Below are 22,550 nucleotides of genomic sequence, written 5' to 3'. Positions count from 1 at the left end.
GACTGTCTGCGAGAGGGACCTCGCGGACAAGCCTACAGGGATGTATTTACGGCGTGTCTCGCAAGGTAATACCCGTAGCTGGGCCGCCCACGACTACGAACCAGCGACTGGGCAATCCCGCCTCAGCGTCAGCCGCCACCCGCGGCTGGCACCGTTTCCGTCTCCGGATTAGAATCTCTCGAAACACTCAACGCCTGTTCACCGTAAAACGAGATTCCCCATGAGAAGAAAGCTTCTGTTTCTGCTGGGCTGCACTTTTGCCGGTTTTTCTTCTGCCGAACAGCTAACCATCGAGAGAATATTCTCCGATCCCGCCCTGAGTGGTACCTCACCCCGGGCCCTGGAATACTCTCCGGACGGCAGCCGGGTCACCTTCCTCAAGGGGCGGGAAACCGATTACAACCGCTATGACCTCTGGGAATACCATATCGACGACGGCGAGACCCGCATGCTGGTGGATTCCGATTCCCTCCACCGGGGAGAGGAGGTGCTCTCCGATGAAGAGAAGGCCCGCCGTGAACGCCAACGTATCTACGGCAGCGGCATCATGGAGTACACCTGGTCCGACGACGGTAAATCGCTGCTGTTCCCCCTCGCCGGCGATATCTATTACTACGATCTGGGAAAAAAATCCGTGCGGCGGCTGACTGAAACCGAGGCCTTCGAAACCGACGTTCGTGTGTCGCCCAAGGGCAGCTATGTTTCCTTTATCCGCGACCAGGATATTTTTATCGTCGACCTGAAAACCGGCAAAGAACGCCAGCTAACCCGCGACGGCGAGGGGCCGGTCAAAAACGGCATGGCGGAATTCGTCGCCCAGGAGGAAATGGACCGCATGACCGGCTACTGGTGGTCGCCGGACGATCGCCATATCGCCTACCTGCAGGTGGCCGAGTCACCGGTGGACGAAGTGACCCGCAGCGAAATCTATGCGGACCGCATCGACATGATCCGGCAGCGCTATCCGGCCGCCGGCCGCCCCAACGTGAAAATCAAATTGGGAGTGCTGGATATCGACTCCGGTGAGACCCGCTGGCTGGATCTGGGCAAAGACGAAGACATCTATATTCCGCGCGTGGATTGGGCGCGGGACAATCTGCTCAGCTATCAGTGGCAGAGCCGCGACCAGCAGACCCTGGAATTGCGCCTGGTGGATATCGTTGGCAACAAAACCCGCACCCTGGTGAAGGAAACCAGCGACACCTGGATCAACCTGCACAGTGACCTGGAATTCCTGGAAGACAGCGACCGCTTTGTCTGGGCCTCCGAGCGCAGCGGTTACAAACACCTGTACCTGTACGATCTCGACGGCAAACTGATCCGCCCCCTGAGCACAGGCGAGTGGAGTGTCGACGCTCTCGCCGCCGTCGACGAAAAGAATGGCCGGGTTTACTTTACCGGGCGTATGGATACGCCGCTGGAACGGCACCTGTACGCGGCGGCGCTGCACACAGAGACGCCGGAGAAGCCGCAGAAGATCTCCAGCCGCCGCGGCATGCACCGCATCGAGTTTGCCCAGGATGGCTCCGGCTATCTGGACGACTTTTCCAGCATCGACACCCCACCCCAAGTGAGCTTGCACAGGGCCAGCGGTGAGCGCATCACCTGGTTGGAAGAGAACGCTGTGAAGGAAGGCCACCCGCTGTTCCCGTACAAAAAGGACTGGATCCGCCCCGAGTTCGGTTCCGTCGATGCGCCCGAGGGCCACAAGCTCTACTACCGCATGTACAAACCCAGCGGCTTCGACCCGAAAAAGCGATACCCGGTGATGGTCTATCTCTATGGCGGCCCCCACGTGCAGCTGGTGACCAACAGTTGGGACAAGCCCTTTAACCAATATATGGCGCAACAGGGCTATATCGTGTTCACCCTGGACAATCGCGGTTCCGCCAATCGCGGCAAAACGTTTGAAGATCCCATCTTCAAGCGCATGGGATCGGTGGAAGTGGAAGACCAGGTCACCGGAGTTAAATTTCTGCGCACACTGCCCTATGTGGACGTGGAGCGCATCGGTGTCTATGGCCACAGCTACGGCGGTTATATGGCGCTGATGACCATGTTCAAGGCTGGCGATTATTTCAAGGCCGGGGTGTCTGGAGCGCCGGTTACCGACTGGTCCCTGTACGACACCCACTACACGGAGCGCTATATGGGTAACCCCAACAGGGATGACAAAGCCTACGAAGCCTCCTCGGTATTTCCCTATGTGGATGGCCTCAAGGGCTCACTGCTGGTCTACCACGGCATGGCGGACGACAATGTGCTGTTTACCAATACCACCAAGTTGATCAAGGTGATGCAGGACAAGGGCATACAGTTTGAGTTGATGACCTACCCGGGCAAGAAGCACAGCCTGCGCGGCAAGCAGACGGGTATCCACCAGTACAGCATGATCAAGAGTTTCTTCGATCGGCAGCTGAAGGGTGCAGCACAGTAATCAAGCAACCGGGCGACCCTGCTGCCGAGGGCTTTTGCGAGACACGCTGCGAATACATCCATGTACGCTCGGCGTGGCATCCATGCCTCCAACGGTCCCGCAAAAAGCCCCCGGTAGCAGGACCGCCCGAGTCCTTAACTTAGTGCCATTGAGATCTGTGCCCGACTTTTTATAGACGGCGGGATTTTATTCCGCCTGCCCTTTGTAGTCTTGATTGCCCCTTCTGCAAATTTGCGGCGGAAAGAAAGGCGCACAATTCCCGCTATCGGCTTCCCCTCGCGATCAGCGATCATCAGCTGTTCCTATACTGCAAACCTCACCGCTATTTTCGCTATCTCAAATTTCTCACGGAGGTTTGTCTCCATGGCGCTGTGGAAACCCGATCCGTCGTTCTATCCCTCGGCCAAAATGGCAATGCAGGCGCCGCCCGAGCGCCACGCCTATGTGGCGGCGCTTAATCCGGACGGTGGAGAAAAACCCGACGCCATCTGTGTGGTCGACCTGGACCCGGATTCCGCGAGCTACAGCCAGGTGGTTGGCGAGCTGGAGTTGCCCTATGTCGGCGACGAACTGCATCATTTCGGCTGGAACGCCTGTAGTTCGGCACTGTGTCCGTTTGCGCCGCATCCGCATCTGGAGCGGCGCTACCTGGTGGTGCCCGGGCTGCGCAGCTCCCGTATCTACATCATCGACACCAAACCGGACCCTCGGCAGCCGCACATTGTAAAAACCCTGGAGCCGGAGGAGGTCATTGGCAAGTCCGGTTACAGCCGCCCGCACACAGTGCATTGCGGGCCGGACGCGATTTACATTTCCGCCATGGGCTCAGCCAAAGGGGACGAAGGTCCCGGCGGTATTTTTATGCTGGACCACTTCAGCTTCAGTGTGGTCGGACCCTGGGAGCTGCACCGCGGTGATCAGGAACTGGCCTACGACTTCTGGTGGCATCTGGCGGAAGATGTGCTGATCAGCAGCGAGTGGGCAAAGCCATCGCAGTTTGAAAACGGCCTGGTGCCGGAGGATCTGCTGGCGAATAAGTACGGCCACCGCATCCACTTTTGGGACCTGCGCAAAAGACGCCTGGCCCAGAGCATCGATATAGGCGCCGAACACCAGATGTTGCTGGAACTGCGCCCGGCCCACGACCCGACCAAGGATTACGGTTTTGCCGGAGTCGTCATCAGTACCGAGGATCTGTCCGCATCCGTATGGACCTGGTATCGCGAGGGCGGTGAGTGGAAAATGAAGAAAACCATTTCCATTCCCGCCGTGCCGGCGGATGAGGAATCCCTGCCCGAAGCGCTGAAGCCGTTCAAGGCGGTGCCGCCGCTGGTGTCGGATATCGATCTCTCCCTTGACGACCGCTTTCTCTACGTGTCCTGCTGGGGCACCGGCGAGTTGCACCAGTACGATGTATCCGATCCTTTCAATCCCCGGCTCACGGGCAAGGTGGAGATCGGTGGAATCGTCGCCAGGAAGGGGCATCCCAAGGCGGACAGGCAATTACTCGGTGCGCCGCAAATGGTGGAAATCAGTCGCGACGGGCGCCGGGTCTATTTCACCAATTCGCTCTACAGCAGCTGGGATGACCAGTTTTATCCCGACAAGATGACGGGTTGGATGGTCAAGGTGAATATCGATCCATCCGGGGGCATGGAACTGGACCCGGATTTTTTCGTCGACTTCGGAAAAACCCGCGTACACCAGGTAAGGCTGGAAGGTGGAGACGCTTCTACCGACTCATACTGTTTCCCTTCCTGAGGGACTCAGCCCCTGGCTGGTCATGATCGCCCTCGGTGCCTTTCACGGGCTCAACCCGGGGATGGGCTGGCTGTTTGCCCTGTCGCTGGGCTTGCAGCAACACAGCGGGCGGGTCATCTGGATATCACTGTTTCCCATTGCTGTCGGACACGCCGCGGCGATTGTCGCCGTGGTGTTGATCGTGCTTGCGGGGCTGCAGGTGATTTCATTCCACAGATTGCAGTGGCTTACCGCTGTACTGCTGCTGGGATTCGGCATCTACAAATTGTTCAACTATTACCGCCACCCACGCTGGGTCGGCATGAAGGTGGGGATGCGCGACCTGTTGTTGTGGTCATTTCTGATGGCGACGGCCCATGGCGCCGGCCTGATGGTTATTCCCGCGTTGCTGGGGGTGGCGGAGGAACAGAAATCCCATCATGCCGGCGGGCATCCGGCGATGCTCGAGGGAGGGGCCATGTTATTGGCGGTGGGTGCCCATACCCTGTCGATGCTGCTGGTGATGGGGGCGGTCGCCTGGATTGTTTACCGCAAGCTTGGCCTGAGTGTACTGCGGCAAAAGTGGATCAATTTTGATTTGATTTGGGCGGTCGCCCTGCTGGTTGTCGGTGGTGTGGCGCTGTGGATGGCGATCTGAACATGAGGACGAGACTTGAGATCTTCTGCAGACAGCCAAAAAAACCTCTCCCTGTTATCACAAAGAATTTTTTCAGGTGTTTTTTAAAATGCTATTGACAGTCTGATGGATAAGCGTAATATGCGCGCCCTCTCAACGAACAGATTATTTTTGAGCACTGAAATGCCATTGATTCCAGGAAGATCAAATACAGCGCTTTGCTGCGAATATTTCGCGGCGCAGTGGCCTGTGCGAAAAGATTTCGTTTAGTGCGCTTTCTCTCGGGAAGGCGCAGGCCTTTCCGGAGATGGGAACCCCAAGTGGATTCCAAAAGCCCGGAAAGTCAATTTCCGGGCTTTTTTTTGCCCAAAATCCGGGGTGCAACCATGTGGTGTAACGATCTTTATCCGTGCAGAGATCCCGCGGGCAATAATTTTGTCCGCTATGGGTTTGTGTTGCCTGTGGGAGGGCAGTTCCCGGTGGCAGAAAATCCGTACCGGAAATTTGATAACTATTTTCTATAGCGCGCTGGGTGACCGGCGCAGGTCGCCGGTTGTGTGGTTTTTCAGAACCCCGTTCGGTGATCCGATCGGTTTTTTTTGATTTTTGGGCGGGGAACCGCCCGTTACAGCGTTTATCGACAATCGGCGCGAACAGCGGCACTGGGTCCAACTCCAGGCTGGCGCGGCGGCCCCTGGCTGGCCGTGTACCGATCGCGGCCGATGCGATAGGCACCTTGCTATCTAGCTCAGAGGTAGAGCAGCGAATTTGTATTCGTTGGTCGCGGGTTCGACTCTCGCGATAGCAGCCATGTCGACTCCAAATCGACTCTTCGGAAAGGCCGGGAGGCCGGGGTTCGAATCCCCACATGCCTGTCACGCATGCAGAAAATCCACCCAGGGGGCCACTGCATCGCGCGCAGTTTGCGCGATGCGCTGCCCGCGACGTCGCCGCCGGCGGGTCTGCCCGCCGCGCGACGCGAGTAAGCCGGAAACACAGCGTGCCAGGAGGCGGCACACACAGGATGTGTGCGATGTGCGACGGCCGATGCCCGTGAGACAGCACCGGGGGAGTGCTGTCGTTCGCCCTGTTGGCACAAACCGGCGGCCCCGCCGCGGGCAGGTGGCTCCCTCTTTATTTTTGCTTTCGGGCTTACCGGAGGCGCGATCTTCAAGGAGAGATGTTATGAAACTTTGGAAAACTATCGATGTAGCGGACAACCAGCGCGCGCTGTTATTCCGGCGTGGCCGCTACCAGTCGCTGCTGATGCCCGGCCGCCACCGGATCGATTTGTTCGGGGGGAAAGTTGCGTTCGAGCACTACGATGCCACCGAACTGGTGATGTCGCGACCGAATATCAAATACCTGTTGCGCGAGCACGCATCGCTTGCGGAGCACCTGGCCCATTACGAGACCGGCGACCGGGAGGTGGCGCTGGTGTACCGGGACGGCAAACTGACGGAATTGCTGGGCCCGGCCAGCGCCCTCACCCTGTGGAAGGGAATCGATGCGGTGCGCGTGGAATCGATCGATATCGATGCCGAGGCGGCTGTCGCTCCCCACCTGGTCGCATTACTGGGCAAGGGGTTGCCGATGCGCCTGCTGCGCAAGGTACAGGAGCTGGTGCACTACGCGGAGGTTCCCGACCGCCATCTGGGCCTGCTGCAGGTCAACGGCAAGCTGGAAAAGATGCTGGAGCCCGGCAGCTACGCCTTCTGGAAACACGGCCGCAACCTGTCGGTGAAGCTGGTGGATTTGCGCCTGCAGGCGATGGAGGTCAACGGCCAGGAAATCCTGACCCGGGACCGGGTTTCCCTGCGGGTAAACCTGTCCGCCGGCTACCGGGTGGTGGATACGCGCACCGCCGTAGAAACCCTGAGTGACTACAGTGCGCATATCTACCGCGTTTTGCAACTGGCGTTGCGCGAGGCGGTGGGTACCCGCCCGCTGGATACGCTGCTCGAGAACAAGGACGCGCTCAACAGCGAGATCCGCCAGGCGGTTGCCGGGGGCCTGCAGGCCTCGGGTATCGAACTGGTCGACGTCGGGGTCAAGGACATCATCCTGCCTGGTGAAATGAAGCTGATCCTGAACCGGGTGGTGGAGGCGGAAAAGGAGGCGGAGGCCAACCTGATCCGCCGCCGCGAGGAAACCCAGGCGATGCGATCGCTGCACAACACCGCGAAGATGATGGACAATAACCCGACCCTGGTGCGGCTGAAAGAACTGGAAGCGCTGGAGCGCGTGACCGGCAAGGTCGACCGGATCTCCGTTTACGGCGGCCTGGATGGCCTGATGAACGAGCTGGTCAAGTTGCGCGGTGTGGGATCTTAGCGAACGCCACCGGGAAACCGGTGGCTTTTTTTTGCCTGGCGCCATATCCCTTTCTTTGGCTGATGAAATGTTAGCGCAAACAAAATGTCGTGATAACATCCCCGCTCTAGAAATGGAACGAGCCCGCAAGGCTTTTCCCCAGGCTTAAAACAATAAGCAAAACGAAATGGAATATTCACCGCTATCCCGGGGCTGGGCCCTGCCTCTCGGCTCCCTGTTTTTCATCTGCGCTCTCTACTGGAACGGCCACGGCAGCGACCTGGGTTATTGGACCAGCTGGATGCAGCAGATGGCCCAGGGCTACGAACATGCCCAGGCCAATTACCCACCCCTGCTACTGCACTGGTTTTGGTTGCTGGAAAAAATATTCGACTTCGCCGGCTTCGAATATCCGCCGGTTTCTCCCGTGCAGCTGAAGTTTTTTGTATTGCTGCCGGTTTTGGCCACACAGCTGTGGCTCTGCCACCGGGTGGAGCGCTCGCTGTGCGAGAGAAATGTACAGCCGTTGAAGAGCCCGGTGTTTTGGGCTGTGGTGGCGAGTCCGGCGCTGCTGCTGGATGGGCCAGTGTGGGGGCAGGTGGACCTCTTGCCCTTCCTGCCCATGTGGCTGTCCCTGGTGTACGCCTTTCGCGCGCGTTTTTTTATTGCCGGCGCCGCATTCGCGTTGGCGTTGCTGTGGAAATTCCAGGCCATCGTCATCCTGCCGGTGCTGGCGGGGCTGTTTATGCGCCGCTGGCGCCTGCAGACCTGGTACTACGCTCCCCAGGCCCTGGCGGGGCTGCTGCTCGTTGGCCTGATCGGCTTCCTGCCGTTTATCTGGGTGGGGCGCTTTGCAGAAATGTTCCATGCCGCCTATCTGGGCAACACCGATATTTTTCCTTTCGCAACCTTTAATGCCGCCAATCTCTGGTATCTGCTCGTGGGCAATATCACTGACATGCACCAGCCGCTGCTGGCCGACGGCGGCTGGCTGACACCGCACAAATTGGGTCTGGTGCTCTTCGCTCTGGTGTCGGTCGTGTGCATGCTGCGCGCCTGGTTGGCCACCGAGCGCTTTGGGCAGGTCGTCGGCCTGGCGATGGTAATGGTGCTGGGCTTTTTTACCCTGGCGCCGTCGATGCACGAGCGCTACCTGTTTCTGCTGGTACCCTTGGCCGCGCTGGGCTGTGCGCGGGGGGAAATCCGCACCGGCTGGCTCCTGCTCGCCAACCTGGCGATCGCCTGCAACATATTGCTGGTATTGCCCCTGGAGGGCGATGCCATCTGGCGGCAGCTCTCCTGGCTGGTGGTTGTTCTCACCTTGTTTGCCCTGGCAACCCTGGGGCTGGGGCTCCGCCTGCCCACCTCCGTGAAGATATCTCACGGAGGTGCCATAGCTGCCGCAGTGGTGGGCGGTTTTATGACTGTGCAGGTTTACCAGCTTCACAGCCTCAACCGGGTGGAGTTCGACCGCCTGGGGCGTGTCTACCTCAGCGATATCAAGGAGTCATACTTCCACCAGGACTGGGGGCGCTTGAGCCGCGACGCCAGCGTCAATAACGATCCGCTGAACATTTACGGACGGAGTTTTGACAAGGGGCTCGGGGTACACGCCTTCTCGAAAGTAGCTTACCGCATTCCGGAGGGGGCAAACTTCTTCCACAGCTACTACGGGCTGGCACGCGCCGGCGAGAGCGGCAGTGTGCGCTTCAGCGTCCTTTTGGACGGCCGCACCGTTTGGTCCAGCGGCGCCGTCGGTTGGCAGCCTCCGAAGCAGGTGCTGTTGCCGCTGCGCGGAGCACGCGAGATAGCACTGCAGGTGGACGGCCTGGGCAGTATCACTTCGGATCACGCGAATTGGGCGGAAGCGGGGCTCTGGCAGACGGCGCCCGGGGGCAGAATCCTGTCTCGCCGATAGATGGGATTGGGCTCCTGGCGGAATTTGCGCTGGAAATATTGGCCTGACCAGTGTCATAATGTTGCCTGACAATACCGTGCCCCTGCGGCGCAGCGATAAACCCCGCGAAAAGAGATAAGAACCCGAACCATGAAAACGTACAGGCTTCTGTCGGTCGGATTACTGGTGTTGGCGACCGTCGCCTGCAATGCGAAAACCCCGGACGAACGTCGGACGGCCGGAACCATGGCCGAATACCGCGAACTGTCCCGGCAGCTGCGCGAGCTGGACCAGCAGCAGATGGCATCAGAATTGCGCGGTGCCGGGCTGCAGAAGCCGGCAGCGGCCATTAAGGCCAAGTACTTCGGCTTCGACCCGGAGCAGAAGTTGGACTTCTACCGCACCGAAGAGGGGCGGCGCATTGCGGATATCGTGCTCAGCTATCAGACCCCGTCCGGCGGCTGGTCCAAGCGCACCGATATGAGCACCGAGCCGCGCAGGCCGGGCCAGGCCTACGGCACCGAGAAAAACTATATTCCCACCTTCGACAACAATGCCACCAGCACCCAGTTCTGGGTGATGGCCAGCGCTTTCAAAGGGACCGGAGACGAGCGCTACGCGAAAGCCGCCGAGCGGGCGCTGCAATTGATACTGCAGGCGCAATACCCCAGCGGCGGCTGGCCCCAGTCCTTTCCGCTGCGGGGCAAGTACCACGACCTGATCACCTTCAACGACAAGGTGGTGTGCGATCTGCTGAAAATCGTCAGCGCCGCCGCGCGGGGGGAGGAGGGGCTGGACTTTCTGCCCGCGCCCCTGCGGGAGCGCGCCGCTGACAGCCTGCGGCGGGGCCTGCAGATGATCGTGGACGCCCAGGTTGTCAGCGATGGCCGCGCTACCATCTGGGGCGCCCAGCTCGACCCGCAGACACTGGCGCCCGCGGCCGCGCGGGCCTTCGAGCCGGTGGCCCTGTCGACCGCGGAGAGCGCGGAGTTGGTGCTATTTCTGATGGAGCTGGAAGAACCGACCGACGATGTCAGGAAGGTCATAGAGAGCGCGCACCAGTGGTTCGCGGAAAACCAGATTCTCGGTTACCGGTGGGAAAAGGGGCAGCACGACTACCGGGAGCTGCTGCCGGATGCGGATGCCAATCCTCTTTGGGCGCGCTTTTACGAACCCGGCGGCGATAGGCCGGTGTTCGGCGATCGCGACGGCAAGGTGTATTACGATGTCCGGGAGCTGTCCCTGGAGCGCAATCTGGGCTACGGCTGGTACACCAAACACCCGCACAAGGTGTTGAAAAAATATGCCAAATGGCGGCAGCGGCACGGCGGTTAGTCGCGGTTTTATAACCCTCTCCGCGACCTCTCCACCGTCAATGTAGGAGCGGCCGCTGGCCGCGATCGATAGTGGCCTTTCCCAAATTCGATCGCGGCCAGCGGCCGCTCCTACAAGAGGGTTTATTCCCGCAACCTGGTCGCGACAAAACTGTCGCGACTCTCCAGCTTGTCCGAAAGCTCCGCCAGTCGCGGATGCCCGCTGCGCCAGTCGATCTCCGGGTGGCGGAAATCCGCATAAGCCAGCGCACAGGCCAGATTGATATGGGCCAGAGTCAGCTGCCCTGGCAGTAGATCGAGATGTTCCGCCAGGTAATCGAGAGTGCGCGCGGTGGCGGCTTGGTATCGCTGCCACCAGAAGTCGGATTTCAGCCCCTGTTGGTCCCGCCCTTTTTCCACCCGCAACAGCACCAACATATCGATCAGGCCGGAACAGACGGAGTAGAAAGTCTTCAGTTCCCAGTCCTTCTCCATCGGCTGTCCCAGCCGGCCGTCTCCCAGCTCCCTATCGAGATAAGCGCAGATCACCTCGCTGTCCATAATCGGCCGGCCGCTGTCCGCGATCAGGCAGGGCACTTTGCCCAGCGGGTTGCTGGCAATAAATTCGCCGGCGTTGTCGAAGGGATGGGATACCTCTTCGCGCAGTTTTTCTTCCAGGCCGTGCTCGCGCAGTGCGATACGCGCGTTGCGCGCGTAGGGGGAGGCGTGGGTGAAGTAGAGTTTCATCGAAGACCCCTGTTGCAGGATGTGAGCGCAGTGTGCTGAACCGTACCGTCGTTGTCGACAGCGGGATGGGTTTTTGCGACGGGCTGCCCGTCCTACAGCTGTTACCGGTAATAGCCCGCATGTTTTACTGGCGCTTGCTGTAGCCTCAGCAATTCATCAATGGAGAAAAGCCCAATGACCAAGGAACTCGTTCTTTACACCAACCCCCAGTCCCGTGGCCGCATCGCGCGCTGGATGCTGGAAGAAGTGGGGGTGCCCTACAGCACGGAGATACTGGAGTACGGCGGCAGCATGAAATCGCCGGAGTATCTGGCCATTAACCCCATGGGCAAGGTGCCCGCTATTCGCCACGGGGACCAGGTGGTAACCGAGGGGGCTGCTATCTGTGCCTACCTGGCGGAAACTTTCCCCGAGGCGGGCTTGGCGCCCCGGCCGGAGGAGCGCGCCAGTTATTACCGCTGGCTGTTTTTTGTCGCCGGTCCCATGGAAGCCGCGATCACCGACCTCAAGGTATTCGGTGTGGAGCCTGAGCCGGAAAAGCAGATGATGGCGGGCTACGGCAGCTACGCCGCCGTGGTCGATAACCTGAGCCACTGGTTCAACACCAACGCCTACGTGACCGGCGAACGCTTTACCGCAGCGGACGTGTATGTGGGGGCACAGGTCAACTGGGGGATCAGTTTCGGCACCCTGGAGAAGCGCCCTGAGCTTATCGACTACGCCGCCCGCGTCGCCGACCGCGATGCCTTCCGCCGCGCCACGGAAATGGACGAGGCGCTGGTGAAGGAAAAGGCGTAGCGCCTTTTTACCTCTGTCCCTGTAGAAGTGGCTCCCGGCAACGGGCTGCGAGCCCGTTCGCGGCCAGCGGCCGCTCCTACAGTGGTGCTGAGCCGGCCTCTCAGATAGCTGGCTGGCCCGCGGCGCCGTTGGCGATAAGGTGGTACAGGTGCTGCTTCAGGTAGGCGCGCCGTTTCTTGAGGCTGTTGTAGTGCTCGTCGTCGGTGCCGATGCCGCTTTCCTGCAGGCCGCGGATTTCCTTGTCGAGCCGTTCGTACTCCCGTCTGTCGATTCTGAACCCCAAGTCCTCGGCAGCCAGGCGTTTGATGGTCTCAATATGTTCGGGGAAGTCATGTTCGAGGGTGTGGGCAGTGATCGGCATGGAGGCATCTCCTTTGGCTGGAAATGGGGGCCGCCAGTCAATGGTAGTGTGCCCGAGGGGCTGCCCGCCTGTCGACGTAATCAGGCGCCAGTCGGGGCAGGCAAATCTTCACACTAAACTAAGTGATAATTCTTCTCATTTAGAGTGGGTCCCAGGCGCACCGAAGTCGTAGGATGGGCAAAGCGCAGCGTGCCCATCAGGCGGCCAGTGATGGGCACGCTGCGCTTTGCCCATCCTAAGGGTATTGTTGTCCCCTGCTTAGTTCGGACCACTGGGCTCAGTGATAGTGCAACTCGGTCGCCTTGCCGTGGAACACCCTATACGCATAGATGGTATAGGCCAGTATCAGGGGCACCACGATCACCGCGCCCACCAGGATAAATATCAGCGACTCGGTGGCGCTGGCGGCCTCCCAGATGGTGATTTTACCCGGCACGATTTCCGGGAAGAAACTGAACGCCAGGGCTGTGAAAGACAGAAGAAAAATCAGCAGCACATTCACAAAGGGAATCCAGCAGTGCCGATCGTCCACCTTCGGCAGGCGCCGGAGCAGAATCTCGTTGGCGCCGAAGGCGAAAAAGCACAGCATCGGGATCAGCAGCACAAACATCACCAGCGGAAAAGTGAACCAGCGGTCGAATACCCCGGGATTGACCATCGGGTTGACCAGGGAGACCGCAACCACTCCGACGAAGGCCGCCCGCCCGGCGAGGTGCGTCCAGCGAATCGCACGGCCCTGCAGTTTGCCCTCGGTTTTCATAATCAGCCACGCGGAACCGATATAGCTGTAGGCCGCGGTCACACCCAGCGCGCTCAGCGCGGAAAACAGCTGCGACGGCCAGCCGGGCTCGAAGCCCATCACGTACTGGCCGAGCATATAGCCCTGGGTCAGGGTGGTGAGCAGCGAGCCGATCTTGAAGGTGCGGTCCCAGATCAGCTTTTGATCCACCGCCGCCTTGGCGCGGAAGTCAAATGCGACCCCGCGCAATATCAGGCCCAGCAGCATGATCGCCACCGGAATATACAGGTGGGTCAGGATAAAGCTGTGCGCGATGGGAAAGGCGATCAGCAGCAGTCCGATCGCCAGCACCAGCCAGGTCTCGTTGGCGTCCCAGAAGGGGCCGATGGAGGCGATCATGGTGTCCCGTTGGGCCTCGTCCTCCTTCCCCATGGGCAGCAGAATTCCCACGCCCAGGTCGTAGCCGTCGAGCACCGCGTAGAGCAATATCGCGAGCCCCATCAGGCCGATAAAAACAACCGGCAGCCATTCGCTTGCAGTGAGTTCGTTCATTGTGTGTTGTCTCCAGCGGATTGCGGCAGGTTGGTGAGGTTGCCACCGCGGACAGGCTCCGCCGTTTCGAATTCCTCGACTTCCACCGATTTCAGGGCCATCACCCGCAGGGTGTGGATATACGCCCACATCAGCACCACGTAGACTGTCAGGTAGAGGGCCAGGGAAAAGCCCACGTTGGATGGCGGCACCGGTGTTATCGCGTCGGCGGTTCTGAGCACTCCGCTCACCAGCCAGGGCTGGCGCCCTATCTCGGTTACATACCAGCCGGCCAGGGTGGCCAGCCAGCCGGAGAAGGTCATCGCCACCACCACCTTGAGCATCCAGCGGGGCAGTTCCCCGCGTCGGTACAGGAACCAGCAGCCGGTCCATGCCGTCAGCAGCATCAGCACACCGACGCCGACCATAATGCGAAAGCCGTAGAACAGCGGTTTCACCGGCGGGTGATCGTCTTCGAAATCATTGAGCCCCTGGACCTCCCCGTCGAGGCTATGGGTCAGGATCAGGCTGGCGATTTTGGGCAGGGCTATTTCGAAATGGTTGCTCCTGGTCTCCTCGTCCGGAACCGCAAACAGGAGTAGGGGGACGCTCGCTTCCGTTTCCCAGATCCCCTCCATGGCGGCGATTTTCTGCGGCTGGTGTTCCAGGGTGTTGAGCCCGTGCAGGTCGCCGACAAATACCTGGGTGGGGGCGAGGATTGCCGCTACTATCAATCCGGTTTTCAGCGCCAGGCGCGGCGCCCGTTTCTCGTCGCCCTTGAGGATGCGGTAGGCGGAGAGTCCGGCGACAAAAAAGGACGCGGTGAGGCCGGAAGCCAGCAACATATGAGTAAGCCGATAGGGGAAAGACGGATTGAAGATCACTGCCAGCCAGTTTGCGGCATGGGCCACGCCATCGCGCATCTCAAAGCCGGCCGGTGTCTGCATCCAGGAGTTGAGCGCCAGTATCCAAAAGGCGGACAGGGTGGTGCCTATGGCTACGATCAGTGCGGAAAAGGTATGGACCTTGCTCGGCACCCGATTCATCCCAAAGAGCATAATGCCCAGGAAGGTCGCCTCCAGGAAAAACGCGGTCAGCACCTCGTAGCCCAGCAGCGGCCCGGCGATATTGCCCACGGTTTCCATGTAGCCCGGCCAGTTGGTGCCGAACTGGAAGGACATGGTGATGCCGCTGACCACACCCAGGGCGAAGTTGAGCGCGAATACCTTCACCCAGAAGCGGTAGGCGCGCATCCACACCGGGTTGTCCGTCTGGTCGAAGCGCAATTTGAAAAAGAAAAGAAACCAGCCCAGGGCGATGGTGATGGCGGGGAAGAGAATATGGAAGCTGATATTGGCTGCGAACTGAATTCTCGACAGCATCAGGGTGTCCAGCATAAAGACCTCTGCGGTATCGTGGTCGGGACTTGCGTGCTCCCCTCTCCCCTTGGGGGAGAGAGGCTGGGGGAGAGGGGACCCAGGATCTGCCCCTCAGCTCTTTTTACCTTTGAGCGCGAGCAGCTTGCTGATCCCCGAGCCCAGCTTCATCAGTTTTAGCAGGTCCTTCTGCTCCAGCCTGCTCAAAGTGTTGGCAAACCGGTCCAACAGTTCCAGCAGGTCGTACACCTCCTGCATCTTTTCCTGCGCCCGGGCCTCCTGCTCGTCCTGTGGGTCGTTCAGCAGCAGTTGGCGCAACAGTGACAGGGTAGGGTCCAGCTCGCGCTTGCGCCGCTCCTCGAACACGGTGCGCGCCATATCCCAGATGGAGCCGGCGGCGGTAAAGTAGTCTTTCCGGTCCCCGGGTAAGTGATGCAGTTCCACCAGGCGCCAAGCCTGCAGTTCCTTCAGCCCCATGCTCACATTGCCGCGGCTGATCTTCAGCGCCTGCGCCAGCTGGTCCGCGTTCAGCGGTTCGGACTGGATGGTCAGCAGCGCCAGCATCTGCCCGACGGTGCGGTTGAAGCCCCAGCGGCTGCCCATCTCTCCAAAATGCAATACGAAGGCCTGGGCCTGGCTGGTCAGTTTCATAGATTTCTTAATTTTCAGAAATTTCTGAAAATTATAAACCTAAAGGGGTAACTGTCAATCCTCCCGACGGGCTATCGAAGGGTATTCAGCGCGGATTGATACCAGCCGTCGGGCACGATAAAGCCGCGGGTCCGCTCCCTGCCACCGACGAGCCCGGCGACGCAGAGCGGCCTGTGCAGCCCTCCGCTTTCGAGCATTTCCGCGAGTGCTGTGCAGGCGCAGGATTGCAAAATCCTGTACCCCTCGTCCGCCAGCCAACCCTCTTTGGGCAGCGTCACCCAGCGGTAGGCTTCGGTGGCAAAACGTTGCCGGAACTCGCCCGGCGCCGCCCACCAATGGCTGGTGGGGTTGATGTCTGCGTCCAGCGGCTGGTTACTGTCGGCAAGGCGGCGAAACAGGCGGCCGGGCATCAGTGTCCACTGGCGCTCGATCAGAATGCCCTCTTGCTGCAGGATCGCTTTCGCCGCCGGCTGTTCGATCACCGGCAGCTGGTGATCGCGCATCCGTGCCAGTTTGATATCCAGCCGGTCGCGCAGGCCCGGGCCAACCCAGAAGTCATTATCCGCCTGCAGATAAAACTTTATCGCCAGCTCCCAGTGCTCGGTGCTGTCGGTGGGCAGGTGCCGCACCACAAAGTCCAGTTCGCCCAGGGTGCGGCCGCCGTCGCGTAAAGGCAGATTGCGCTGACGTAATTCGTAGTGGGGGTGGTGGGTGAAGGTAAAGCTCCAGAGGTTTTCAAAATACACACCCAGGCGTTTGCTCGGCCTGCTTGCGACAAAGGTCTCCAGCTCCCGCTGCAGTCTGTTGCGGATTTCCTCCCGGGAGAAAAAGGACAGCAGCTGCTCCCGGCGTTCATCCGGCAGCCAGGGCAGGCCCCAACCCCCGACAATGGAGGGAGTGCTCACCGACCAAATTAGGTTGGTCCAGTGGTTGGGTTCGACCATTGAATCCGTTCGGACCATCTGTTGCCTCGATGAGTGGGGCCAGCTACCGCGGCGCTTTCCCCTGAGCTGTGCTAACTTTCAATGCGAATAAAAAATAATGCCTTAAAGGAGGCCGATGTGGAATCAGGACCATTGATCTCGATCGGCCTGCCGATCTCCCTGTTTATCATCATGACCGGTATCGGCATGACCCTGACCGCCCGGGATTTTCACCAGGTGACGGTGAAACCGACCGGGTTGATCGTTGGAACCATTGCGCAAATTCTTGTCATGCCTCTGGTTGCTTTCGCCCTTTGCTGGATACTGGGCCTGCCGCCGGCAATAGCTGTCGGGTTGGTGGTTATCGCCGCCTGTCCTGGTGGCACCACCTCCAATCTGTTCACCTTGCTGGCGCGCGGGAATGTGGCGCTTTCGATTGTGCTCACGGTGTCCGCAAGCATGATCACAATTCTGTCCCTGCCGTTCTTCACCAATTACGCGCTGCAGGCCTATTTCGGCACCCAGCGGGAAATCGTGCTGCCGTTCGTCAGAACCGCCGCCACGCTTTCAGCCATAGTGCTGCTGCCGGTAGTGATCGGCATGGGGGTGCGCGCCTGGCTGCCGCGGCTCGCCAGTCGCGCCGAGGGCGCGGTGAGTATATTTGGCGGCTTGGTGCTGGCGGTACTGGTAATCGGCCTGGTGTACGGGATTCGCGACCGCTTTGTGGAACTCCTGGTGCAGGCCGGCCCCTCCGCCATTCTGCTCAATCTTGTCGGCGTCGCCGTCGGCCTGCTCTCCAGCCGTGCGGCCGGCCTGTCCCGGCGCGAGGCGCTGGCAGTGGCCACCGAGTTGGGCGTCAAGAACGGCACTCTCGGCCTGATGGTGACACTGACGTTGCTGCATTCCAGCGAGATGTCGATTCCCTCCGCGGTCTACGGCGTGCTGATGTTTCCGATCGGCTTCCTGCTGGCGGCCTATGGCCGGAGGGTTATTCCGGCCACTAAAGGCACTAATGCGGCTGAGCCCGCTTAAGCCCTCATCTGGCACGCCGCTCTGGTGGGAGCGGCGGCTCAGTCCAATTTATTACTGTTGCGGCGCAGGGTAGGCTGAGGTCCTCATCGGCGGCCTTGTCGTCCAGAGGATTTGAGGGCCCTGGCTGGCGTCGGTGGAAGTTGATATAAACTTTTATTTTAACTTTCCATGGAAAAGTAAAATAAGGGAGGCTGCTATTTCAACTTGCTGTGACCTGAGAGGGCGGGCTCGATCTGTCGTCGCTGTGGACATATGCGCTGGTCGTGTCGAAATCTTGTCGGTTTTTCGACATGACGGTCCGCGGACTCAGGCGCTCCAGAGTTTGTCAGGAGTCCGATAAAGACCGCTTGTTCCCAAACGCCGAGTCCGGCAGCCTCCAAAGCATCACCCCGCCCGCCACAAACAGCAGAATCACCGCCAACATCGAATAGCGCACGTCGCCGAACCAGGCTCCGGAGAGCCCGAACAGCGGTGGGCCAATCAGTGCGGCGAACTTGCCCATCAGGTTGTAGAAACCGAAAAACTCGCCGCTCATGTGGGCGGGGATCAATAGCGCGTAGCAGGAGCGACTCAGCGCCTGCACACCACCCTGCACCAGTCCCACCAGGATTGCGATTGCGAAGAATTCCCAGGGCGAGCGGATCAGTGCGCCCCAGATACACACCAGGATGTATACCGCCAGGCCGATAGTGATTCCCCGCCGCGGGCCTATGCGGTGGCCCAGATGGCCGAAGGCGATGGCCGCGGGGAAGCCGATAAACTGCACCAGAAGCAGCGCGGTGATCAACTGGTCGCGCTCGAAACCCAGCGCGCGGCCGTAGGCCACCGCCATGCGGATCACCGTGCCCACGCCATCGATGTAGAGCCAGTAGGCGAGCAGGAAGATACACACCGACCGGTAGCGGCGCAGGTTGCCCAGGGTGGTGCGCAGCTGCGTGAACCCCCGAAGCCAGGCCGAACCACCGCCCGCTGCGCCGACGGCCGGAGGCTCCGGCACCAACAACAGCAGTGGTATGGAAAACACAGCCCACCAGAGTGCTGTGGCCACAAATGCGGCCAGCGCCGCTTGGGTGCTGTCGGCAAAGCCAAAAGCTTCCGGCCTGAGTGCTGCGACCACACAGCCGAGATACATCAGGCCGCCGCCGAGATATCCCAACCCGTACCCCAGTCCGGATACCGTGTGCCACTGTTCCGGCGGCGCCACACTGGTCAGCAGCGCGTCGTACAGCAGGTTGGCCCCCATAAAGCCGACTGTGGCGCAGATAAACAGCAGCGACGCCGACAGCCAGGCTCCTCCCGGAACACCGGCGAGCAGTGCGGTGGCGATCATCCCCGCCAGTGCGAACAGAAACAACAGACGCTTGCGCGCTCCGGCGGCATCCGCCAGCGCGCCGACCAGTGGCGCGCTCAGAACAATCACCAGCGAAGCCGCGGAGTTACTCCAGCCCAAACGCAGGTTGGTCACTTCCGGTGCCACTCCGGTATTCCAAAAATCCTGGAACAACAGCGGAAAAAATCCCGCCAGCACCACGGTGGCGAAGGCAGAGTTTGCCCAGTCGTAGAGAGCCCAGCCCCAGATGGCGCGCCGACCGCGCCTTGTGCCAATGCCCCGCATAAATTCTTCCGTGACCAGATCGGCGTGTTCCCGCTCAGCATAGCTGCCTCTGACTGGGCCAAAAAAGGGCGTTCATTTTCCCCTGCCGGGGAAAGGGGCTCTTATGCTTGCTGGAGTTCTTACACAGCTTCCGGGAGGAGCGGTCATGTCCGAGCGATTTATCGTATTGCAGAGTTTCAGCGCGGTGGTCCCCGCCAGCGCGAGCATGGGCGGGGTCGCCATCGCACATGCGCCGGCTGAGACCCTGTCGCTGACCGAGGTGGACCTGAGCAAGGCCGAGCACGCGAGCCTGCGGCACGACCCGCGTACCCGGGCCATAGCGCGAGCCATGCCGATGAAGCTCATAGAGCCCGTCGAGTCCGAGGCGGTCGCGGACCCCCAGGCCGGTGGGGAGACCTGGGGCGTGAAGGCGGTGGGCGCGCCGGATTCGCCGTTCAGTGGCGACGGCATCACCGTGGCGGTGCTCGATACCGGCATAGACCCGGACCACCCGGCGTTCCAAGGTGTGGAACTGGTGCGCAGGAACTTCACCGATGGCGATGACGACGACCAGCACGGCCACGGAACCCACTGCGCCGGCACCATTTTCGGCCGCAGCGTGAACGGCCTGCGCATCGGCGTTGCTCCTGGAGTCAGGCGCGCGCTGATCGGCAAGGTGCTGGGGCCGGGTGGTGGCTCCTCTGCGAGTATCGCCCACGCCATTCAGTGGGCGGTCGAGGAGGGCGCCCATGTGATCTCCATGTCCCTGGGAATCGACTTTCCGGGCTTTGTCGACGAGTTGGTGCACCGGGAGGGCCTGGACGTCAACCCGGCCACCTCCATCGCCCTTGAACAGTACCGCGCCAACGTCAATCTATTCAATGAACTGGCTGGCTTCGTGAACTCCATCGGTGCTTTCGGCAATGGATCGATCATCGTCGCCGCCTCCGGCAATGAGAGTAACAGACCCCAGTTCGAAATTGCGGTGGCTCCACCGGCGGCGGGCACCGGCATCGTCGCTGTGGGCGCCTTGCAACAGGGAACCGACGGCCTGCGCGTGGCCTCGTTTTCAAACACCGAAGTGGACGTGTCCGCCCCCGGCGTGGGGGTGATCTCCGCACGGCCGGGCGGCGGCCTGGTGTCCATGAGCGGCACCAGCATGGCCACCCCCCACACCGCCGGCGTGGCGGCGCTGTGGGCGGAAAAACTCAAGAAACAAAACGGCGGCATCGAGAGCGGGGCGCTGCTCGCGCAGTTGGTTGCCCGCGCAGACCGCGCACCGTTGGCCGAAGGCGCTGAAGAAGAGGATGTGGGCAGTGGTATAGTGCGGGCGCCGCTGGAATAAGAGTTTATACTTGGCCCCGGTGCGGCTAATATTCTCCACGCTCGCTTCGCAGAGTGCATGGTTCTCCATTGCCTGAGCGAATTGGCCTAGGTGGTGAAGGCGGAGTGACCCAGCTATAGAGGGCCCAACTGCAGATGTTCTGTCAACTTCCTGCATAACCTCCTCCATGAAGGACAGTAGGTTTACTGTGCTTAGCAAAGTGTTCGAGAGCAGGAGTGATCGGCCTCAGCTTGGAAGTGCTTGCAGTTTCCCCGGCTTGGCTATTGCTGTGTGCTTTGTTGCTAATCGATAGTCTTTGATATGTGGGTTTGAAACGTACTACTGGCCAAATGCTGTGAATTAAATATTGCAGTGCTTGTTTTTTAATATTTCTGTCACTCCATCCAATTTCTTTATCTGCAGACCCCCATTGATATATAGTAGTCGCCCTTGCTTCTGTACCGGGCTGCGCCCTTGTGCAGTTTGACAGGAAATCTATAAAAGATACTTAAGGACTTGGGGGCTGTAGGCCATGGACCATTCGTTCGTCAATCGATTCTTCTCATTCTTTTTTTCCTCCACTTTTTCCATACTCTTTGCGATCACACTGTTTAGTAACTGGTCCTATGCGGATGAACCGGATTCCGATGCGGATGGCATGCCGGATTACTGGGAGATTATGTACGGCCTGGACGCCTCCTATGCAGGCGATGCCCAGACAAACCGGGATATGGATCTTCTGCTCAACCTGGCTGAATTCCAGCTTCTGACCAATCCCGAGCGGGAAGATACGGACTGGGATGGTGTTAACGATGACCAGGACCCATGGTCCACCGATGGTCGCTACGCTCATGATGCCGATAGCGATGGCCTGCCTGACGGTTGGGAGCAGGCCCGTGGACTGTCGGCCGCGGATCCCAGCGATGCGGAATCTGACCTCGACGGCGATCAGCTGACTAATCTCCAGGAGTTTCAGCTGGGCACTCGCATCGATTTGGCTGACACCGACAGAGACGGAGAGATCGACAGCCTGGACGTATGGCCGTTGAATCCGGCTTACAAGCACGATTTTGACGGGGATGGCTTACCTAACCAGTACGAACAGCTGCGTCCATTTTTGGATGAAAGCTATCCCGGCGATGCGCAGGACGATATTGATGGCGATCTGTTAACTGCGCTTCGGGAGTTCGAGCAGGGCACCGATCCGGAAAATCCGGATTCGGATCTTGACGGAATAATTGACGGAGAGGATATAGCCCCTACCAATCCTCAATATCAACGGGACCAGGACGGCGACGGCGCGCCTGATGAATGGGAAGTGCAGTTCGGGTTCTCGCCTTCCAATCCTTACGATGTCGTGAATCCCTATGACGGTGACAATGACGATGTTTCGCCGCTGACTGAATTCGAGCTGGGAACCGATCCCCGACTGGACGATTCAGATATGGACGGTATCTGGGATGGCCAGGACCGTTTTCCTTTGGATGCGAAATACTCCAAGGATGAGGATTTTGATGGAATCCCGGCCATGTGGGAGTCCATGAACGGAACCGATGATCAAAATCCCAGTGACGCCGGCATGGATTCTGATGGCGATTCTTTAAGCAACCTTTACGAATTCTTGCTGGCTACCAATCCGAATAACCCGGACACCGACAACGACGGCGAACCGGATGGCTTCGACTGGTGGCCCCTAGATCCCAGCAAAGCCAGGGACATGGACGGCGACGGCATCCCCGACGCCTGGGAAATCACCCACGGCTTAAATGAGCATGACCCCAACGATGCGACTTGGGACGACGACGGCGACGGCCTCAGCAACCTGGCAGAATACCAAGCCGGCACCCGCCTCGACTTCCACGACAGCGACAATGATGGCGTGCCGGATGGGCAGGACGTCGAACCACTGAATGCCGTGTATAAAAGCGACCTTGACGACGACGGCTTGCCCACTGCCTACGAAGAGAAATACTTCTTCCTGGCCGATAGCAACCCGGACGACGCCGCGGAAGACCTCGACGGAGACGGCCTCAGCAATCTCCAGGAATACACCGCCGGCACCAACCCGGAAGACCCGGACAGCGACCGCGACGGCACAATGGACGGCGAAGACCCGGTCCCGACCAATCCCAAATAC

General features: G+C 59.9%; 17 protein-coding genes, 1 tRNA gene and 1 pseudogene. 11 read left to right on the top strand and 8 right to left on the bottom strand.

Annotated elements, in window-relative coordinates:
• Positions 1 to 220: 220 nt before the first annotated feature.
• The 3 genes from FHS09_RS02750 to FHS09_RS02740 all read left to right on the top strand — a co-directional run bounded on the left by FHS09_RS02750 (position 221) and on the right by FHS09_RS02740 (position 4,835).
• Positions 221 to 2,437 (top strand): S9 family peptidase, encoded by a 2,217-nt coding sequence (locus FHS09_RS02750; protein WP_183456463.1) that lies wholly within the window; start codon positions 221 to 223, stop codon positions 2,435 to 2,437.
• 363 nt (positions 2,438 to 2,800) lie between these two features.
• On the top strand, positions 2,801 to 4,198 hold the full coding sequence (locus tag FHS09_RS02745) for a selenium-binding protein SBP56-related protein (protein ID WP_183456461.1): 1,398 nt from the start codon (positions 2,801 to 2,803) through the stop codon (positions 4,196 to 4,198).
• Positions 4,199 to 4,220: 22 nt separating this feature from the next.
• A complete protein-coding gene (locus tag FHS09_RS02740; protein ID WP_183456459.1) occupies positions 4,221 to 4,835 on the top strand; it encodes a hypothetical protein in 615 nt (204 codons plus the stop codon).
• 183 nt (positions 4,836 to 5,018) lie between these two features.
• On the opposite strand, the gene FHS09_RS02735 is transcribed toward FHS09_RS02740, so the two are convergent.
• Positions 5,019 to 5,477: a hypothetical protein gene (locus FHS09_RS02735; RefSeq protein WP_183456457.1), complete on the bottom strand. Its 459-nt coding sequence runs from the start codon at positions 5,475 to 5,477 to the stop codon at positions 5,019 to 5,021.
• Between the two features lie 74 nt (positions 5,478 to 5,551).
• Here FHS09_RS02735 and FHS09_RS02730 point away from each other — a divergent pair.
• The 4 genes from FHS09_RS02730 (at position 5,552) to pelA (ending at position 10,359) form a co-directional block, all read left to right on the top strand.
• Positions 5,552 to 5,625 (top strand) — tRNA-OTHER (locus FHS09_RS02730).
• Between the two features lie 374 nt (positions 5,626 to 5,999).
• Positions 6,000 to 7,148, top strand: a complete 1,149-nt coding sequence (locus tag FHS09_RS02725; protein WP_183456455.1) for a slipin family protein — start codon at positions 6,000 to 6,002, stop codon at positions 7,146 to 7,148.
• Between the two features lie 166 nt (positions 7,149 to 7,314).
• Complete coding sequence (locus FHS09_RS02720) at positions 7,315 to 9,045, top strand: NPCBM/NEW2 domain-containing protein (protein WP_183456453.1); 1,731 nt, start codon at positions 7,315 to 7,317, stop codon at positions 9,043 to 9,045.
• Positions 9,046 to 9,174: 129 nt separating this feature from the next.
• Complete coding sequence (gene pelA / locus FHS09_RS02715) at positions 9,175 to 10,359, top strand: pectate lyase (protein ID WP_183456451.1); 1,185 nt, start codon at positions 9,175 to 9,177, stop codon at positions 10,357 to 10,359.
• A gap of 122 nt (positions 10,360 to 10,481) precedes the next feature.
• Here the strand turns inward: pelA and FHS09_RS02710 are convergent, their stop codons facing one another.
• Positions 10,482 to 11,084, bottom strand: coding sequence for a glutathione S-transferase family protein (locus FHS09_RS02710; RefSeq protein WP_183456449.1), 603 nt, complete (start codon positions 11,082 to 11,084; stop codon positions 10,482 to 10,484).
• A gap of 174 nt (positions 11,085 to 11,258) precedes the next feature.
• Between FHS09_RS02710 and FHS09_RS02705 the strand changes: the two genes are divergently transcribed.
• A complete protein-coding gene (locus tag FHS09_RS02705; protein WP_183456447.1) occupies positions 11,259 to 11,882 on the top strand; it encodes a glutathione S-transferase family protein in 624 nt (207 codons plus the stop codon).
• A gap of 100 nt (positions 11,883 to 11,982) precedes the next feature.
• Here FHS09_RS02705 and FHS09_RS02700 read toward each other — a convergent pair whose 3' ends face one another.
• From FHS09_RS02700 to FHS09_RS02680, 5 genes are all read right to left on the bottom strand, one after another.
• Complete coding sequence (locus tag FHS09_RS02700) at positions 11,983 to 12,243, bottom strand: HP1242/YdcH family protein (protein ID WP_183456445.1); 261 nt, start codon at positions 12,241 to 12,243, stop codon at positions 11,983 to 11,985.
• A 277-nt stretch (positions 12,244 to 12,520) separates the two neighbouring features.
• Entirely contained in the window at positions 12,521 to 13,534 is a 1,014-nt protein-coding gene (locus tag FHS09_RS02695; protein WP_183456443.1) for a cytochrome d ubiquinol oxidase subunit II, read from the bottom strand.
• On the bottom strand, positions 13,531 to 14,910 hold the full coding sequence (locus FHS09_RS02690; protein WP_183456441.1) for a cytochrome ubiquinol oxidase subunit I: 1,380 nt from the start codon (positions 14,908 to 14,910) through the stop codon (positions 13,531 to 13,533). The genes FHS09_RS02695 and FHS09_RS02690 overlap by 4 nt, the downstream gene beginning before the upstream one ends.
• 93 nt (positions 14,911 to 15,003) lie before the next feature.
• Positions 15,004 to 15,540, bottom strand: a complete 537-nt coding sequence (locus FHS09_RS02685) for a GbsR/MarR family transcriptional regulator (RefSeq protein WP_183456439.1) — start codon at positions 15,538 to 15,540, stop codon at positions 15,004 to 15,006.
• A gap of 71 nt (positions 15,541 to 15,611) precedes the next feature.
• Complete coding sequence (locus FHS09_RS02680) at positions 15,612 to 16,484, bottom strand: DUF1853 family protein (RefSeq protein WP_183456437.1); 873 nt, start codon at positions 16,482 to 16,484, stop codon at positions 15,612 to 15,614.
• A gap of 117 nt (positions 16,485 to 16,601) precedes the next feature.
• Here FHS09_RS02680 and FHS09_RS02675 point away from each other — a divergent pair, with 117 nt between their 5' ends.
• Positions 16,602 to 17,495, top strand: a complete 894-nt coding sequence (locus FHS09_RS02675; RefSeq protein WP_183456435.1) for a bile acid:sodium symporter — start codon at positions 16,602 to 16,604, stop codon at positions 17,493 to 17,495.
• A gap of 325 nt (positions 17,496 to 17,820) precedes the next feature.
• Here the strand turns inward: FHS09_RS02675 and FHS09_RS02670 are convergent, their stop codons facing one another.
• Positions 17,821 to 19,110: an MFS transporter gene (locus FHS09_RS02670; protein ID WP_183456433.1), complete on the bottom strand. Its 1,290-nt coding sequence runs from the start codon at positions 19,108 to 19,110 to the stop codon at positions 17,821 to 17,823.
• Between the two features lie 145 nt (positions 19,111 to 19,255).
• On the opposite strand from FHS09_RS02670, the gene FHS09_RS02665 reads away from it, so the two are divergent.
• The gene (locus FHS09_RS02665) at positions 19,256 to 20,434 is read left to right on the top strand and encodes a S8 family peptidase (protein ID WP_221191759.1); all 1,179 of its coding nucleotides are present in this window, start codon (positions 19,256 to 19,258) and stop codon (positions 20,432 to 20,434) included.
• 511 nt (positions 20,435 to 20,945) lie between these two features.
• Positions 20,946 to 22,550 (top strand): annotated as a pseudogene (locus FHS09_RS02660) (hypothetical protein); the annotation flags it as partial.

Source organism: Microbulbifer rhizosphaerae, assembly GCF_014191725.1.
GTDB lineage: Bacteria > Pseudomonadota > Gammaproteobacteria > Pseudomonadales > Cellvibrionaceae > Microbulbifer > Microbulbifer rhizosphaerae.
Note: the sequence above shows the minus strand (reverse complement) of the source record. Positions and strands in the feature narration are given on the sequence as shown.

Excerpts from the sequence above, each read along its gene's own strand:
- FHS09_RS02700 (WP_183456445.1), bottom strand. The coding sequence starts at position 12,243 with ATGCCGATCACTGCCCACACCCTCGAACATGACTTCCCCGAACATATT.
- FHS09_RS02725 (WP_183456455.1), top strand. The coding sequence starts at position 6,000 with ATGAAACTTTGGAAAACTATCGATGTAGCGGACAACCAGCGCGCGCTG.
- FHS09_RS02745 (WP_183456461.1), top strand. The coding sequence starts at position 2,801 with ATGGCGCTGTGGAAACCCGATCCGTCGTTCTATCCCTCGGCCAAAATG.
- FHS09_RS02710 (WP_183456449.1), bottom strand. The coding sequence starts at position 11,084 with ATGAAACTCTACTTCACCCACGCCTCCCCCTACGCGCGCAACGCGCGT.
- FHS09_RS02705 (WP_183456447.1), top strand. The coding sequence starts at position 11,259 with ATGACCAAGGAACTCGTTCTTTACACCAACCCCCAGTCCCGTGGCCGC.
- FHS09_RS02680 (WP_183456437.1), bottom strand. The coding sequence starts at position 16,484 with ATGGTCGAACCCAACCACTGGACCAACCTAATTTGGTCGGTGAGCACT.
- FHS09_RS02670 (WP_183456433.1), bottom strand. The coding sequence starts at position 19,110 with ATGCGGGGCATTGGCACAAGGCGCGGTCGGCGCGCCATCTGGGGCTGG.
- FHS09_RS02695 (WP_183456443.1), bottom strand. The coding sequence starts at position 13,534 with ATGAACGAACTCACTGCAAGCGAATGGCTGCCGGTTGTTTTTATCGGC.
- pelA (WP_183456451.1), top strand. The coding sequence starts at position 9,175 with ATGAAAACGTACAGGCTTCTGTCGGTCGGATTACTGGTGTTGGCGACC.
- FHS09_RS02750 (WP_183456463.1), top strand. The coding sequence starts at position 221 with ATGAGAAGAAAGCTTCTGTTTCTGCTGGGCTGCACTTTTGCCGGTTTT.
- FHS09_RS02720 (WP_183456453.1), top strand. The coding sequence starts at position 7,315 with ATGGAATATTCACCGCTATCCCGGGGCTGGGCCCTGCCTCTCGGCTCC.
- FHS09_RS02685 (WP_183456439.1), bottom strand. The coding sequence starts at position 15,540 with ATGAAACTGACCAGCCAGGCCCAGGCCTTCGTATTGCATTTTGGAGAG.
- FHS09_RS02665 (WP_221191759.1), top strand. The coding sequence starts at position 19,256 with ATGTCCGAGCGATTTATCGTATTGCAGAGTTTCAGCGCGGTGGTCCCC.
- FHS09_RS02740 (WP_183456459.1), top strand. The coding sequence starts at position 4,221 with ATGATCGCCCTCGGTGCCTTTCACGGGCTCAACCCGGGGATGGGCTGG.
- FHS09_RS02690 (WP_183456441.1), bottom strand. The coding sequence starts at position 14,910 with ATGCTGGACACCCTGATGCTGTCGAGAATTCAGTTCGCAGCCAATATC.